Consider the following 16,300-nt stretch of genomic DNA (forward strand, 5'->3'; position numbering starts at 1 on the left):
CTCCGCTCAGCGCTGGCCGGAGCCTGGCGCGCCGGTCGCCGGCATTGGCGTTGGGGCTGGCGTTGGGACTGGCTTGGACGCAGGCGTCGTGGCTCCCGCCGCGGGCACCATATGCACGGTACTGCCGATGCGCAACGAGCCGAGATTGTTCTTCACGATTTGCTGGCCGGGTGTCAGCGGGCCGCCGACGATCTCCGTCCACGTGCCGCCGTCGGCGTCGCCGGTGATTCCGGTCTCTACCGGCTGCTCGACGAGCTTGCCGCCGACGAGCGCATAGACGCTATGGCGCGCGGCGTCGGTACGCACGGCGGTGGCGGGCACCGCCAGCACGTTTTCCCTGCTGCCGACCGAGATGGTGCCGGTGCCGAACATGCCCACGCGCAACACGCCCGATGGATTCGCAACCCGGACATACACCATGATGGAGCGCGAGCCGGGCTGCGCGGCGGGATTGATGCGGGTGATGGCGCCTTGCACCGGCGCGTCGATGCCGTCGAACGCGATCTGTACCGGCTGGCCGATCCGTACGCGGCCGATCTCGCCGACCGGCACCGGCGCTTCGAGTTCGAGCGTGCGCAGATCCACCACGTCGAACAGCTTGGTATCCACGGCGACCTTTTCGCCGGGCTCGACCGAACGCGACGCGATCTGCCCGTTGAGCGGCGAGTGCACCACGGTGTCGGCGAGCGACAGATTCGACGACGCGAGCGCCGCGCGCGCCGCATCGAGATTCGCGCGCGCGATCTCATACTGGCTTTGCGCGGTGTCGAACGCGTTCTTCGAAATGAAGCCTTTCTCCACTAGCACGCGATTGTTTTCGAGCGTTTGCCTTGCGATGTCTAACTGGCCCGTCATCGCGGCCATCTGACCGCGGCTCTGCTCGGCGCGGGCCGCGTAGTCGCGCGCATCGATCTTCGCGAGAATCTGGCCGCTCTGCACAGCGTCGCCTTCGCGCACGGCGACTTCGAGTACCGAACCCGCTACTTTCGATTTGACGGCGGCTTGCGTGACGGCGCGCAACGAGCCGGTGAGCGGCAGCGTCTGGACGAGCGTGCGGCGGCTGACCGTGGTGAGATCGTCGGGAGAGAATTCGATGACGGAAGATGCCGTGTCCGTCGTGGCGGCGGGCGGCTCGCGCTTTCTGATCGCCTGGGCTATCGCGATGGCGAGAATCACGACGGCAACCACAGCGGCGATGATGATGCGTTTTCTGGTCTTTAGCATGCGCGATCTGACGGACTTCACGGATTGGCGATACACGCGGATTGGGCGCTGGCCTGAGGAGCGGGCGCGCCGCACGCTCGTCGCGCAATCGGCAAATTAGCCTGAGCCCGCGCTCACCGCAAGCTGGCCGTCAGCATGGTACACGGAGGTTGCGGCGCGCGAGGCCGAGCCTGCAGCGCCGCCTGAGCGCGCGGACGCCCACAAAAAAGGCTTACTGACTCAAATAAACGAACTTGCCGTTTTTGATAGTGCCCATCACGCTCGCGCGCTGGTCCAGCCCCACGTGGTCCTTCGCGCTCGTATTGACGACGCCGTTCGGCACGACGAGCTCATGCGCGTGCTCCAGTTCGTTGCGCAACGCGACGCGGAAAGCCTCCGTGCCCGGCTGCGCGGTCTTGAGCGCGCGCGCCACCGCGTCCTGCAAACGCGGATAGACGCCGGCTGCATCGCCCGCGAATTGCGTGACGCTGCCCGGCCCGTACTTCGCCTCGTACTCGTTCGCGAACGCGAGCGCCGCCTTTTTCGCCGGATGTTCGGCCGGCAGCGTGCGCGCGACCACGACCGGCTGCGTCGGGAACAGCGTGCCTTCCACGTCCTTGCCGCCGAGCTTGATGAACTCCGGCGTTGCGATGCCATGCGTCTGATAGATAGGGCCTTTGAAACCGCGCTCGATCAGCGTGCGCTGCGGCAACACGGTCGGCGTGCCCGCGCCTGCGATCAGGATCGCATCGGGCTTCGCGGCCATCAGCTTGAGAATCTGGCCGGTGACGCTCGCGTCCGTGCGGTTATAGCGCTCGGTCGCGACCAGTTGAATATGGCGCAGCGCCGCGAACTTGCTGAACTCGTTGAGCCAGCTTTCGCCGTAGCCGTCCGCGAAACCAATGAAGCCCACTGTCTTCACGTTGTGGTTCGACATGTAGCGCGTCATCACGTCGGCCATCGCGCTGTCGGTCTGCGCCATCTTGTAGGCCCACACTTTCTTGCCTTCCTGAGGCTCGACGACGCTCGCCGAGCCGATTAGCGTGATCATCGGCGTCTGGCTTTCGGCGACCGGATCGAGCGCGGCCATCGCCGCCGGCGTGATGTTCGGGCCGACGATCACGTCGACGTGATCTTCGTTGATGAGCTTGCGGATGTTGCGCACGGCGGCGCCGGGGTCGGAGGCGTCGTCGAGAAAAATGTAGTCGGCTTTCTGGCCGGCGATGGTGGTCGGCCACATCAGCATTGCGTTCTTGCTCGTAATGCCGATCACTGCTGCGGGGCCGGTGCTCGACAGATCGATGCCGACCTTGATGTCGGCGTGTGCTGCGGTGGCGAACAAAAGAGCGCCGAGAGCGGCGAGGCCGCGAAGTCTGTTGTTATGCGACGTCATCGATGGGTCTCCGTAGCGGGATTGCAGGAAGCGGTTGTGAGTTCAAAGTTCGTAGGTTTCGTGTTCGCCCTTGAGCGCCTGTTCGATCAGCTTGCGGTTCATGCTCGGCGACAGCAGTTCGACCAGCGTGTACACATAGCTGCGCAGGTACGCGCCCTGTTTGAGCGCGACTCGCGTCACATTGCTGCCGAACAGGTGGCCGACCGGCATTGCCCGCAAATGGCGGTCGCGCTCGGCGTTGAACGCAATGTCCGCCATGATGCCGACGCCGAGACCCAGTTCCACGTAGGTTTTGATCACGTCGGCGTCGATGGCCTCCAGCACGATGTCCGGATGCAGCCCACGCAGCCGGAACGCCTCGTTGATCTTGGTGCGGCCGGCGAACGCGTTGTCGTAAGTGATCAGCGGATACTGGGTCAGATCATCCAGCGACAAAAGTTTGCGGTCGAGCAGCGGATGGTCCGGCTGCATCACCGCCACGTGATGCCACTGGAAACACGGCAGCGAGACGAGTTCCTTATAGTTGGCGATCGCCTCGGTGGCGATGGCGAGGTCCGCCTGGTCGTGCAGCACCATCTCGGCGACCTGCGTCGGGCTTCCTTGCAGTATCGAAAGGTGGACTTTGGGAAAGCGTTTTTTGAATTCGGCGATGGCGGCGGGCAGCGAGTAGCGCGCCTGGGTATGCGTGGCGGCGATCACGAGGTTGCCTTGGTCCTGCGCCGCGTAGTCCTTACCGACGCGCTTCAGGCTCTCGACTTCCTGCAAAATCCGCTCAACCGACTGAAGAATGATCCGGCCCGGTTCGGTTAGCGAGCGAACGCGCTTGCCGTGGCGTGTGAAGATTTCGACGCCCAGTTCGCCCTCGAGCTCGATGATCGCCTTCGAAACGCCTGGCTGGCTTGTATACAGCGCCTTGGCCGCTTCGGTCAGGTTGAAGTTCTGCCGCACAGCCTCGCGGACGAAGCGGAACTGATGCAGGTTCATATATAACCTCTCCGCATATCAAAAGAATTTTTTAGTCGTTTGAAATATAAGGCGAGTTTATTACGATCTGTCCATCTTTTTCAATATGGATATCTGTATTTGTTATAAGCAAATGAGAGATAGGTCTAAACCCTGACTCGATCTAGCTGACAAACACGGATGTTCAGAGCGCGGCGAAACCGGAGTGCTGGCCTGCGGATCGCCTCGTGTCACGCGGTAACGCAAAAAATTGGGGTCCCCGAATGTACCAATACGATCAGTACGACCAGACCATCGTCGATGAACGGGTCGCGCAGTACGCCGATCAGGTTCGCCGCCGTTTGTCAGGCGAATTGAGCGAAGAGGAGTTCCGTCCGCTGCGTCTGCAGAACGGTCTGTACTACCAGCGCCACGCGTACATGCACCGCATCGCGATTCCGTACGGCAATCTGCGCAGCGACCAGCTTCGCATGCTCGGGAAGATCGCGCGCGAGCACGACCGGGGCTACGGCCATTTCTCCACGCGTTCGAACATCCAGTACAACTGGATCAAGCTCGAGGAAACGCCGGAAATTCTGCGCAAGCTCGCCTCGGTGCAAATGCATGGCATTCAGACCTCGGGCAATTGCATCCGCAACATCACCGCCGATCAGTTCGCGGGCGTGGCTCCGGACGAATTCGTCGATCCGCGTCCCTGGGCGGAAATTCTGCGTCAATGGTCGACGTTCCACCCCGAGTTCGCGTGGCTGCCGCGCAAGTTCAAGATCGCCGTGTCCGGTTCGCAGGAAGACCGTGCCGCCGTGCAGATTCATGACATGGGCGTGTATGTGAAGCGCAATGCTCAGGGCGAACTCGTGGTCGACATTCTGGCGGGCGGCGGTATGGGCCGCACGCCGATCATCGGCGCGGTGATCCGGAAAGACTTGCCGTGGCAGCACCTGCTGACCTACAGCGAAGCCGTGCTGCGTGTGTACAACCGCTACGGTCGCCGCGACAACATGTACAAGGCGCGCATCAAGATTCTCGTGAAGGCGCTCTCCCCGGAGAAGTTCGCCGCGCAGGTCGAGGAAGAATGGCAGCACTTGAAGGACGGCCCTTCGACGCTCACGCAGGCCGAGTTGGATCGCGTGTCGCAATACTTCCAGCCGCCGGAGTACGAGAAGCTGGCCGACACAGACGCCTCGTTCGAAAAGAATCTGCTGGAAAACCGCGCGTTCGCGCGCTGGGTCGAGCGCAATGTGCGTCCGCATAAGGTCTCGGGCTATGCAGCGGTCACGCTGTCGTTGAAGAACGGCGTAGTCGCGCCCGGCGACGCCACCGACGCGCAAATGGAAGCGGTCGCCGATTGGGCCGACGAGTACTCGCTGGGCGAGATTCGCGTGTCGCATGAACAGAACCTGATTCTCGCGAACGTGAAAAAGCGCGACCTGTTCGCGCTGTGGGAAAAGGCCAAGGCACAAGGTTTCGCGACGCCGAACATCGGCTTGCTCACCGACATCATCGCGTGCCCGGGCGGCGATTTCTGCTCGCTTGCGAATGCGAAGTCGATTCCGATTGCACTCGCCATTCAGGAACGTTTCAACGATCTCGACTACGTGTACGACCTGGGCGACGTATCGCTGAACATCTCGGGTTGCATCAACGCTTGCGGTCATCACCACGTCGGCAATATCGGCATTCTGGGCGTCGATAAAGACGGCTCTGAGTGGTATCAGGTGACGCTCGGCGGCGAGCAGGGCACGGGCGCGACCGGCGCTCACCTTGGCCGCGTGATCGGCCCGTCGTTCTCGGCGGAAGAAATGCCGGACGTGATGACGAAGGTGATCGACACGTTCGTTGAAAACCGCCATGAAGGCGAGCGTTTCATCGACACGTACACCCGCATCGGCATCGCCCCGTTCAAGGAACGCGTGTACGCGTCGCGTCAACCGGCTCACGCGTAACCGCGCAAAGGATACAGAACAGATGGCTTCTATCATCAAGAACCGCGCGATCGTCAACGATGACTGGGCGCTCGTGCGCCCGGCGGAAGACGGCTCGCTGCCCGCGGTGAACGAACTGCCGGCTGGCCGCGTGCTGGTGCCGCTTGCGTTGTGGCAGGCGGAGCGCGATGCATTGAGCGCTTCGCGCAGTGCCGCTGAACTCGGCGTGTGGCTCGCGCCGGACAGCGAGCCGGCGGACATTGCCGGCGACTTCGACAAGGTCGCGGTGATCGCCGTGGACTTCCCGGTATTCCGTGACGGCCGCGGCTATAGCATCGGCCGCCTGCTGCGTGAGCGCTATGGCTACAAGGGCGAGCTGCGCGCGATCGGTGACGTGCTGCGCGACCAGGTGCGTTTGATGTTCCGTTGCGGCTTCGACGCTTTTGCAGTGCGCGCGGACAGGGACATCAGCGACGCGCTGAAAGCATTCGACGACTTCACGGTGCAGTACCAGGGCGCGTTCGACGAGCCAGCGCCGTTGTTCCGCCGCCGCGCTGCTTCGGCCTCTGCTGCGGAAAAGGTCCCGGCATGAGCGCCGCCTCGTTGCAGTCGCTCGCACCGGAACTCGCCGCGAAGGTCGAACGCCTTGACGCGCTGCTCGATTCGATCGCCGCTCGTCACGCGAACGTGAAGCTCGCAAGCAGTCTCGCCGCCGAAGACATGTTGCTCACGCACGCGATTCTGTCGCGCGGCGTGAAGATCGGCATCTTCTCGTTGAACACGGGCCGCTTGCATGCGGAGACGCTCGGCATGATCGACCGTGTGAAAGAGCGCTACGGCTACGACATCGAGCAGTTTCATCCGCAGGCTGCCGCGATTGACGAATACGTCGGGTCGCATGGTCTGAACGCTTTCTATGAGAGCGTCGATCTGCGCAAGCGCTGCTGCGAAATTCGCAAGGTCGAGCCGCTGAACCGCGCGCTGTCGGACGTCAGCGCATGGGTGACGGGCCAGCGTCGCGAGCAGTCGGTGACGCGTGCCGAACTGCACGAAGAAGAACACGACGCCGCGCGCAACATCGCGAAGTTCAATCCGCTGACCGACTGGACCGATGCCGAGGTCTGGGACTATCTGAAAACCTTCGATGTGCCGGTGAATCCGCTGCATGCGCGCGGTTATCCGAGCATTGGCTGCGAGCCTTGCACGCGTGCGGTGCGTCCGGGCGAAGATAGCCGGGCGGGACGCTGGTGGTGGGAATCGCGCGATACGAAGGAATGCGGACTCCATATCACGACGATTACGCCGATTGCGGTCGACCGCGGCGAGAACGCTCCGGCCTGACGCATTGCCTTATTTGTGTGGCGTCGAGGACTTGGCTTTGCCTCTTCACGCCGCACATACCGAATTGAATATCAGCGCTTTCGCGGGCAACCGCTCGACAAGCGACTCAACGAAGGACCCAAACATGAGCACCACGCTCGATTCCACTGTCAACGCTCCGCTTGCCAACACGGCGAACCGGATGGATCACCTCGATTGGCTCGAAGCCGAGTCGATTCACATCCTGCGCGAACTGGTTGCCGAATGCAGCAAGCCGGCGCTGCTGTTTTCGGGCGGCAAGGATTCGGTCGTCGTGCTCGCGCTCGCGCTGAAGGCGTTCGGCATCGGCGCAAATCGCAAGACCGTGCTGCCGTTCCCGCTCGTGCATATCGACACCGGTCACAACTACGACGAAGTGATCGACTTCCGCGACCGTCGCGCGAAAGAGATCGGCGCGGAACTGGTAGTCGGCCACGTTGAAGATTCGATCAAGCGCGGCACGGTGCGTTTGCGCCGCGAAACGGATTCGCGCAACGCGGCGCAAGCTGTGACGTTGCTCGAAACCATCGAACAGCACGGCTACACCGCGTTGATCGGCGGCGCGCGCCGTGACGAAGAAAAAGCTCGTGCGAAAGAGCGCATTTTCTCGTTCCGCGATGAGTTCGGCCAGTGGGATCCGAAAGCGCAACGCCCGGAACTGTGGAGCCTGTTCAACGCGCGTCTGCACAACGGCGAGCATCTGCGCGTGTTCCCGATCTCGAACTGGACCGAACTCGACGTGTGGCAATACATCGCCCGCGAAAAGCTCGAACTGCCGTCGATCTACTACGCGCATCAACGCGAGATCGTGCGACGCAATGGCCTGCTCGTGCCGGTCACGCCGCTCACGCCGATGCGCGAAGGCGAAGTCAGCGAAACGGCACAGGTGCGCTTCCGCACCGTGGGCGACATTAGCTGCACATGCCCGGTTGAGAGCGACGCCGACGATCTGGAGAAGATCATCGCCGAAACGGCCGTGACCGAAATCACGGAACGCGGCGCGACGCGGATGGACGATCAGGTCTCCGAAGCCGCGATGGAACAGCGTAAGAAGCAGGGTTATTTCTAAGCACACGAGGCAATGCAATTATGAATATTCATCAACCGGAAGACCTCGGCGTGCTTCGCTTCATCACCGCTGGCAGCGTGGACGACGGCAAGAGCACGTTGATCGGCCGCCTGCTGTACGACAGCAAGGCCGTTTTGAGCGATCAGCTTTCCGCACTGTCGCGCGCCAAGAATAAGCGCACCGTGGGCGACGAAATCGATCTGTCGCTGCTGACAGACGGTCTCGAAGCCGAACGCGAGCAGGGCATCACGATTGACGTCGCATATCGCTACTTCGCGACCGCGAAGCGCAAGTTCATCATCGCCGATACGCCGGGCCACGAGCAGTACACGCGCAACATGGTGACGGGCGCGTCGACCGCGCACGCGGCGATCATTCTCGTCGACGCAACGCGCGTGACGTTTGTCGACGGCGTCGCGCAACTGCTGCCGCAAACCAAGCGTCATAGCGCGATCGTGAAGCTGCTCGGTTTGCAGCATGTGATCGTTGCGATCAACAAGATGGATCTGGTCGAATACAGCGAAGCGCGTTTCAACGAGATTCGCGACGCGTATGTCGACCTCGCACGTCAGCTTGGCTTGAGCAATGTGCGTTTCGTGCCGGTGTCGGCGCTGAAGGGCGACAACATCGTGACGGCCAGCGAAAGCATGCCGTGGTATGCGGGCGAGCCGCTGCTCGATCTGCTCGAAGCGTTGCCGGTCGAAGTGCCGACGGGCCAGGCGCTGCGTTTCCCGGTGCAATGGGTGGCGCGCCAGGACGGCAGCCAGGCCGACGATTTCCGCGGCTACATGGGCCGTGTGGAAGCGGGCGAGGTCAAGGTGGGCGACACGATCGTCGTGTTGCCGGCCAACCGCGAAGCGACGGTTGCCGAGATCATCGCGCCGGTGGTCGGCGGCACGGCGCAGGTGGATCGCGCGTTCGCCGGTCAAACGGTGACGATCCGCCTTGCAGAAGACGTGGACGTGTCGCGCGGCGACACGTTCGTGTTGCGCGAAGCGGCCCCGGAGCCGGCGAAGAAACTCGAAGCCGACCTGTGCTGGTTCGACGACACGCCGCTTTCCACGCAGCGCAAGTATCTGCTGAAGCAGACCACCAATACGGTGTTCGCGCGCATCGGTTCGATCAAGGAAGTGCTCGACGTGCATACGCTGTCGCAGTCGACCGATCGTCGCGAATTGGCGATGAACGACATCGGCCGCGTGGCGTTGACGTTGCAAAAGCCGTTGGTGTGCGACGTGTATGACTCGCATCAGGGCACGGGCGCCTTCGTGCTGATCGACGAAGCGACGCATCACACCGTCGCGGCCGGAATGATCCGGGCGTTTTCCGCGTAACTGATTGGCGCAGCCGCGCACCGCGAACGCCCCTGACGAACAGGCTGAGGCAAATGGGTAAGGTTTATCTGATCGGTGCTGGACCGGGTGCTGCGGACCTGATTACGGTGCGCGGCGCGCGGCTGCTCGCGACCGCCGATGTGGTTCTGCACGACGCGCTCGTCGAGCCCGCGATGCTCGATTACGCGCCGTCCACCGCGCGCCGGATTGCGGTGGGCAAGCGTTGCGGACAGCTATCGACGGCGCAGCAGTTCATCAACAAGCAGATCGTGGACGCCGCTTTGGAGCACGAGGTGGTGGTGCGCCTGAAGGGCGGCGATCCGATGCTATTCGGCCGCGCCGATGAAGAGATGCGCGCTCTTGAAGCGGCCGGCATTGAATATGAGGTGGTGCCTGGCATTACGGCGGCGTTGGCTAGCGCGGCTTCGCTGAAGCGCTCGTTGACGTTGCGCGGCGTATCGCGCAGTGTCGCGCTGGCGACGTTTAGCCGCGCGCCCGGCTCTGATGAAATTCGCGAGCAGGTGAACGCCGATTCGCTCGTGTTTTACATGGGCCGTGATAGCGGCGTTGAAATTGCGCAGCAATTGATCGATGCAGGCAAGCCCGTTTCCACGCCTGTCGCGATTGTCGAGGCTTGCAGTACCGAGCGTGAGCGGATGTTGACGCTGACGCTCGAAAAGCTTGCCGCTGGCGAAGCGCAAAGATGGGTCGATGCCTCGCAGCCGAGTTTGGTGATGATTGGGGAGGCGTTTGCTGACCGGCATCGGGATGATGTGCGGTTTGTGGATGGGATTCTCGTGGCCGCGTAAGGGGCGGCCAACAGGTCGGATGAGATCGATCATGGGTTTGTTTTCGGACCCAGTTATCTGATTGGTTTTGCCATACATCACTCCTTCGAGCTCATCGACAAAGCTTAGCTCGTACGGGCGGCCAGAGCGGGTGACATTACACGAGGCTCGATATCAGGCTGCATCCGCAAGTGGCGTGGTGCCCTTGGCCCGACTGGCACGCCGTGGTCGGTGGTGTCACCGAGTCGGACGCGATCTATCACGTTTTCCTCTGCTCAACGATTAAACTAATCCCCCGCTGATTGAGAACGGTTTGACCTTCTGAGTCGGTGCAGGCGGTTTTCCTGAAGCTCCCCAGATGCTCTGACCTTTATGAAGCAGCCTTAACAGCATGCCGGGCGCGCAGTCGGCCATGCACATCGCACGCCCCTCGGTGACCCGGCCATTGTCGTTAATCGGAAAATCCGAGTAGATCAGCGGCTTGACGGGGGAGGAGCCGGCGATCTCGACACTATTCGGCATTTGCTCATCCAGGGCGATCGTATTACGTTCCATGATGTTGATCCATGGATGGCTGACCGTATCAACGGCTTTTGGGAAAGCATAATTAGGATTTCCAGCATGCACGCATGCAGTTTCAAACTTATATAGACGCGGCTTCTTTTCTGTAGCGAGGAAGCACATGTCCTGAAATTGATAGAACCGGTAGCCTGTTCGCTTTCCTGTCGCCAGGCTGACTTCATAACCTGCTTCGTCTATCAGCATATAGTCACTGATCTTGTTCGTTCGGGTATAGGGCAGATAGGACGGGTTAATATCTGGGTCGGGATCGTCAACTGCAAATCCAATATAAAATTTCGCTCGAAATGGGGGCTTCCATTTCCATGTCGGCATTTCATCAAGAGAAATAAAATCTCTCTTGAGAGCAATTATTTTTTCTTGCTCTCCGATAAAAGTATAAATAATGTCATCATCCCCTGCCATCTGATATTTTTGGCATATATCGTCGGATGAGGCACTGTAGCCCCTCTTCACATCCATCAAGGGATTTTTGAGAAACAATTCACATCGCGGTTGTAATCGGTAGTCATAGTGTATTTTCGTTCCGTTATAAGTCACCACTCTTTCAGCCGTAACGCCGACGCGGGAAATTCCCATCAGGACACCTGCTGCAAGAATAAAAATACCGGCCTTTTTAATAATCATAACCAATCCATTCATGTGCCGTCAGGAAACGGAATTTACTCTTTGACCGTGACATGCATATGCGTGTCATGCGGTATTACCCAGTTAAGCCATGGTGTATAGACGGCTGCCGGCATCGTTTGCTGGTCCGCTCTCAACTCACGGTATAGGGCCGCGAGTTTCTGGCCCCCAGGATCAACCGGAAACGGACTATTTCTATCGTGATGGTCATGATTATGAATCGTAAAATGGATGTTCTCATCGGCATCATCGAAGTGCGTGACGTCCAGCGCCACGCCCATTCGATGCAGTCGGGAACCCAGCATCGGGCGCCATGAACTGGAGAAATCCACCGAACTGATATGAAGGCGCCATGCGGCTTTCAGGACGGCGGCAAATGCGCGCGGCGAAGTTCGGCGCAGCGCCTGCTGGACGGTCGTGCGACTACTGGTGTTCACCGCATTGGCAACGGCCCGCGCGGTGAACGTCACGGTGATGCCCAGTGCATCCACCCGGACGCTGAACGGGGCCATCGAGCGGGAACCCGCCCCCGCGCCGTAAATGGGCTGAAGCACCGCGACCCAGTCAACCGGCAGTGACTGGGTGTTGCCCGCTGTTTGCGGCGGCGTCGGTGGGTGCGGCTGCGGTACCGGCAGCGGGGGATGCGGTACGCCGGTGATGGGTCCGGCGTAGGTCTGCTGGATCAGTTGCACCGCCTGCATTCCTGGCGCGGCTGCCGGGGGCACGGGCGCAATGGCGTTCCCCGCAGTGCCCTGCGGGGCCACCGGATGTTGTCCGGGCAGAAGGGCGCGTGACAGCGTTTCCGGTGGGCAAAGCCGGGTAATTTCATCATCGGTGAATTCATGACTGATGCTCAGCCACACGTCACCATTCAGATAGCCATGATATTCGTCCGCTGTTCCGGGTTTGACCGCCAGTGTGTTTTCGGCGGGCGGTGTATCCAACTGATTCCGCTCTGCAAACCGGCGCTGCAAATCAGACCTGACTTCATACACATGCACCTTGCTATGGGCGGCATCCGGCACCGTCCAGGCAAAAAGCTGGAAGTTCCGGTGCGACAGGTAGGCATCGTTGGCAATGTGCAGCGCGATGCGGGTGACATGATCGGGAATGTTGACAGGGGGCAGTGAATGCATGAAACGCAGTCCATCTTGCAGGGCATTCGGGTTCATCTGTTCTTTGTTAGGAAATGTAGCCGTCCGACCATTTGTACTGTTGTATGGATAGATCACTGCATGCGTATCGGCATCGACAAGCACATAAGGCATCCCGGTCAAATACGGCGCGGAGTCGGTGACCCCTGTGCGCGTGTCGTCATTGGAATACATAGCGTGGTACATGGGATTGAGGTGTTGGTCATCTCGCGGCGCACAATAAAAAATAAAGCTCACCTTCCGCGTCATGCATTGCGCAATCTGCGTCGGCATGTTCGGTCCGCACGTCATGGTGCCGATCGGGGTTTGATTCGGGCCAGTCATTTATTGACCTTTTTGTGTGGATAAGGAAATGCTCAGCAATCGTGGGAATCGTCCTCAGGCGCAGCCTCATCCGGCTGCGGCGCCTCGTGCGGATGCGCCCTGAGACTCTGCTCACTGGCCGTCCAGACGCGCTGCGTCAGACCGTTTTCGTCAGTGATGCCGTACCAGGTCGGCCCGTTTTCCGCATCCAGCCGGTACGGGTAGTTGCGGAGAACGGCGCCGCTGCGGTCCTGAAGTACAAACTGCGCACTGAAACTTTTCTCGCCAGGCAGATCCGGCAACGGCATGCGCATCGACGCCGGTCCCGGCACATCCCAGCTCGCCCCTTTCTCCAGAATCATCCCCGGCGAGCCGTTGATAATTCCGCTGCCGTTGATCTGGATATACGACCCGCCCGCGCCGATCCAGACCTCCTTTGAAGCGGTGATGATGACCTTGCCGTCCGTGCTGCTGATCGTGACGTCCTTCAGCGCTGCCAGCGCCATCTGGTCGCTCTGCGCCTGGATATCGACCTTGCCTTTCGCGGCGATCAGTTTCATCCCGAGCTGGTACGCGAACATCGAGATAGCGCCGCGTACCGACGCGAACAGTGAGCGCCCGGACGACACGCTCACGTCGCGGCCTGCTGTCACCGCATGATCCTGGCCGCTCACGATGTGCATGCCCTGTGTGGCGCTCATGGCGATGCCCGCCGCGCTCGCCAGGACAAGATCGGGCCGCGTCATTTCGGGGAACGGATTCTCGCGTGGACGAACCTCGCCGCCCCGGATCGCGTCGTTCTGCGCCTTGATGGCTTGCGCGGCGTCATGCTGGCCCGCCCCGGGTGATTGCGCGTTGTGCTGCTGCGCGAGCTGCGCCATGTCCTCGTGTTGCGAGCGTGCCTGCGTCAGGCGCTGCACCGTTTCGCCCATGTCCTTCGCGGGCGACTGCGCACCTCTGCGCGTCTCGGTGGTCACCAGCATGCCGTGGTTCGCGCGCAGCACGCCCCATGAATCGGTGGCCAGTTCCCAGCCGATGCCGCGCGCCTGCTTGCGTCCCTCACCCGGCACGATGCGCGTGTTGTAGCCCACCACCAGCCGGGAATTCGCCTGGTCGCTCGTGACCTGCGCCTGCAATTCGCCCGGCGTGTCATCCGCGACAAACTGGTTCGACGCGCTGCCCTCCAGCTCGCGGCTGCGCATGCCCGAGAGCATATGGTTACCCTGTAGCGGCCACGGCGGCAGGTTTAGCGCGTTATAGGCCTGCCCAATGACGAACGGCCGGTCCGGGTCACCGTTGATGAAATCCACGATCACTTCCGTGCCCACACGCGGCACGCTGATGCTCCCGTGCCCGTTACCCGCCCATGGCGACATGACCCGCACCCAGCACGACGAGTTTTCGTCCCGGCTCGGTGACCTGTCCCAGCGGAACTTGAGCGTCACCCGCCCATACGGCTCGGTGGACACGACGTTCCTGTCGAAGCCCGTCACCACGGCGGTCTGCGGTCCTGTGGTGCGCGGCTTCGGGACCGTGCGCGCCGGACGGAATACATTGGTCGCCGGTTGCACGGTAAAGTCAGTGTCGAACCGGTAGACGCCCGGGCCGGAGGCGTCCATCGTCTCCTCCGCATCGAGCTTCGCGCGGATCACCATGTATTCCTGGTTCGCCTTGCGATACGGATGGTTCTCCAGATGGAAGGTCGTCCCGCATACCACATTGCGCAGCGCGCCACGGCCTTCGGCCCGCTCGCCGCGCGCGAACAGTTCCTCGATGCGGATCTGCGCGAACTTCTCGCCCTCGACCGTGCTGGTGTAGTCGCCCGGCCACTCGTAGCGCGCCAGATCGTTGTGAATCGTCTTCTGCGGCTGGACCTTGCGAACCCCGAGATTGGCTTCGGGCTGCTTGAAGTCATAATCGCCGGTCGTCCACACGCCTGACTGCAACGTCTGCGCGATATCGAACGCGTCGATATACTCCGCGTCGATCTTGTGCCCGGGCGGGTAGTACGCCAGCGTGTGATACGCCTCGCTCTCCACCGGCCTGTGCGCGCCCACGTGGTCCACGAACACCATCCGGTGATAGGTTCCTGAATGTTCAAAAAACCAGTAGATGCCGTGTTCGGCCATCAGCCGCTGCACGAAGTCGAAATCCGTCTCGCCGTACTGGACCTGGTAGTCCAGTGGCGGATAAATCCGGCTGGTGCGCCAGGCGCAGGAAAACGGATAGATCCGCACCACTTCGCGAATGATGTCGATGACATTCCTGCGCTGGAATATCCGGTAGTCCGAACGCTGCCCGGCCAGCCACAGACCGGGTTGCAGCGTGAGCCGGTAGTGGCTTTGCCGGTCCTGCTGTTCGACAAAGCGCGCGCTGGTCACGATGCCGCTGATCTCACGCATGCCGCTGCCGATGTTCGACATCCACGAAGGACCGGAAAACCGGCCCTTTCCTTCAAGCTGGATAGCCACGGTCAGCGGCCTGCCGATCATGGCGCGCAGATCGAGGTTCGCCGCGTCGTCGCTGAACATGTCGAGGTCTTGCGGCGTCACCATGTCCAGCGTGTAGGTGTAGATTTCCGACAGGGCTTCCTCGCCACGGATTGATCTGAGCACCAGTGCGGGCTCGCCCGAGGGCGACTCCGGCAACGCCGCGCCGCTAACGGTGATCGTGCGTCTGGTCGAAAACTTCAGCATGGGTCTCCTTCATCCAGAATGAATTGATGCGGTTGCCGGCCATCAGGCCGCGCTGGACATCGACACGCGCCGCGCGAGATCGTGTTCCGCTTCCCGTCCTGTGTCGTCGTTTTTGAGTGCCTCTGAACTCGATCGGGCAGGATAACGAAGCATTGCATCTAGCAAGACGCTGTTCACGCACACCAGCAAGCTCGTCGTTCAGACTAGGGGATGAGAAGTGCGAGCGGAATCGGATTTCCGCTCGCAGCAAAGAGGAAAGCGCTCAACAAAGTATTGGAAAAATCTGAATCAACGCGAGCCATGCGCGACGCATGCGAATTCCCAAAGACGCATGCCGCCCACAGTTGAACATTCAGAGCAAAATTGCGCTCACGCGCAACGCCAGAAGATCAGCGTCAACAGAATAAGAGAGACCTACGACGCGCTGAGCGCACACAACGAAGGTGCGGGCCAGGCAGAGAAAAAAGAGGAAACGGCGGACGCGCGGAAACGGCTCATTCCGCAATTAAAGGCAAAAAATCAAACCTGCCGCAGACAATACATTGCGACAGCATCAAGCACAGCTTCATCCTCACCAACAGCAACAGCACATTTGATCTCAACAGAAGGCTGCGCCTCGCGGCAGCGCTCAATCAGACCAGGCAAATCCTTCCTGATATGTCCGCCTTGCCCAAAAAACACCGGCACGACGGTAATCACATCGCAACCATCGGCAACTAGCTCGCCCACCGCAGTGGACAAATCCGGCTCCATCAACTCGAGAAAAGCCAGCCTGACAAGCCCATCGTCGCCATCGGAAGCACGCGCCGCGCGCAGCTTCTGAGCAAGCCGCTCGAACGGCTCACGCCAGCGTACATCCCTCGCGCCATGCCCAAACAGAACCAGCCCATGCGTCGCCATGACATGCGCT

Annotated in this window: 13 protein-coding genes; 6 read left to right on the top strand and 7 right to left on the bottom strand. The window is 61.0% G+C overall.

Annotated elements, in window-relative coordinates:
• Positions 1–6: 6 nt before the first annotated feature.
• The 3 genes from RW095_RS39295 to RW095_RS39305 form a co-directional block, all read right to left on the bottom strand.
• Complete coding sequence (locus RW095_RS39295; RefSeq protein WP_317020987.1) at positions 7–1,224, bottom strand: efflux RND transporter periplasmic adaptor subunit; 1,218 nt, start codon at positions 1,222–1,224, stop codon at positions 7–9.
• 211 nt (positions 1,225–1,435) lie between these two features.
• Complete coding sequence (locus tag RW095_RS39300; RefSeq protein ID WP_317020988.1) at positions 1,436–2,596, bottom strand: ABC transporter substrate-binding protein; 1,161 nt, start codon at positions 2,594–2,596, stop codon at positions 1,436–1,438.
• A 42-nt stretch (positions 2,597–2,638) separates the two neighbouring features.
• Positions 2,639–3,580 (bottom strand): CysB family HTH-type transcriptional regulator, encoded by a 942-nt coding sequence (locus RW095_RS39305; RefSeq protein ID WP_317020989.1) that lies wholly within the window; start codon positions 3,578–3,580, stop codon positions 2,639–2,641.
• Between the two features lie 242 nt (positions 3,581–3,822).
• Between RW095_RS39305 and RW095_RS39310 the strand changes: the two genes are divergently transcribed.
• From RW095_RS39310 to cobA, 6 genes are all read left to right on the top strand, one after another.
• Positions 3,823–5,502: a nitrite/sulfite reductase gene (locus tag RW095_RS39310; RefSeq protein WP_317020990.1), complete on the top strand. Its 1,680-nt coding sequence runs from the start codon at positions 3,823–3,825 to the stop codon at positions 5,500–5,502.
• 22 nt (positions 5,503–5,524) lie between these two features.
• Positions 5,525–6,073: a DUF934 domain-containing protein gene (locus RW095_RS39315; protein ID WP_317020991.1), complete on the top strand. Its 549-nt coding sequence runs from the start codon at positions 5,525–5,527 to the stop codon at positions 6,071–6,073.
• Positions 6,070–6,822 (top strand): phosphoadenylyl-sulfate reductase, encoded by a 753-nt coding sequence (locus RW095_RS39320; RefSeq protein WP_317020992.1) that lies wholly within the window; start codon positions 6,070–6,072, stop codon positions 6,820–6,822. The genes RW095_RS39315 and RW095_RS39320 overlap by 4 nt, the downstream gene beginning before the upstream one ends.
• 124 nt (positions 6,823–6,946) lie before the next feature.
• Positions 6,947–7,909, top strand: coding sequence for a sulfate adenylyltransferase subunit CysD (gene cysD / locus RW095_RS39325; RefSeq protein WP_128586259.1), 963 nt, complete (start codon positions 6,947–6,949; stop codon positions 7,907–7,909).
• Between the two features lie 17 nt (positions 7,910–7,926).
• A complete protein-coding gene (locus tag RW095_RS39330) occupies positions 7,927–9,243 on the top strand; it encodes a sulfate adenylyltransferase subunit 1 (protein WP_128586258.1) in 1,317 nt (438 codons plus the stop codon).
• 53 nt (positions 9,244–9,296) lie between these two features.
• Entirely contained in the window at positions 9,297–10,052 is a 756-nt protein-coding gene (cobA, locus tag RW095_RS39335; protein WP_317020993.1) for a uroporphyrinogen-III C-methyltransferase, read from the top strand.
• A 261-nt stretch (positions 10,053–10,313) separates the two neighbouring features.
• Here cobA and RW095_RS39340 read toward each other — a convergent pair whose 3' ends face one another.
• The 4 genes from RW095_RS39340 to RW095_RS39355 form a co-directional block, all read right to left on the bottom strand.
• On the bottom strand, positions 10,314–11,237 hold the full coding sequence (locus RW095_RS39340) for a hypothetical protein (protein ID WP_317020994.1): 924 nt from the start codon (positions 11,235–11,237) through the stop codon (positions 10,314–10,316).
• A gap of 35 nt (positions 11,238–11,272) precedes the next feature.
• Positions 11,273–12,664: a hypothetical protein gene (locus tag RW095_RS39345; RefSeq protein ID WP_317020995.1), complete on the bottom strand. Its 1,392-nt coding sequence runs from the start codon at positions 12,662–12,664 to the stop codon at positions 11,273–11,275.
• An 83-nt stretch (positions 12,665–12,747) separates the two neighbouring features.
• A complete protein-coding gene (locus RW095_RS39350) occupies positions 12,748–15,390 on the bottom strand; it encodes a type VI secretion system Vgr family protein (protein WP_317020996.1) in 2,643 nt (880 codons plus the stop codon).
• A gap of 519 nt (positions 15,391–15,909) precedes the next feature.
• Positions 15,910–16,290 (bottom strand): sirohydrochlorin chelatase, encoded by a 381-nt coding sequence (locus tag RW095_RS39355; RefSeq protein WP_317020997.1) that lies wholly within the window; start codon positions 16,288–16,290, stop codon positions 15,910–15,912.
• Between the last annotated feature and the right edge of the window lie 10 nt (positions 16,291–16,300).

The organism is Paraburkholderia kirstenboschensis (assembly GCF_032806925.1).
Lineage (GTDB): Bacteria > Pseudomonadota > Gammaproteobacteria > Burkholderiales > Burkholderiaceae > Paraburkholderia > Paraburkholderia kirstenboschensis.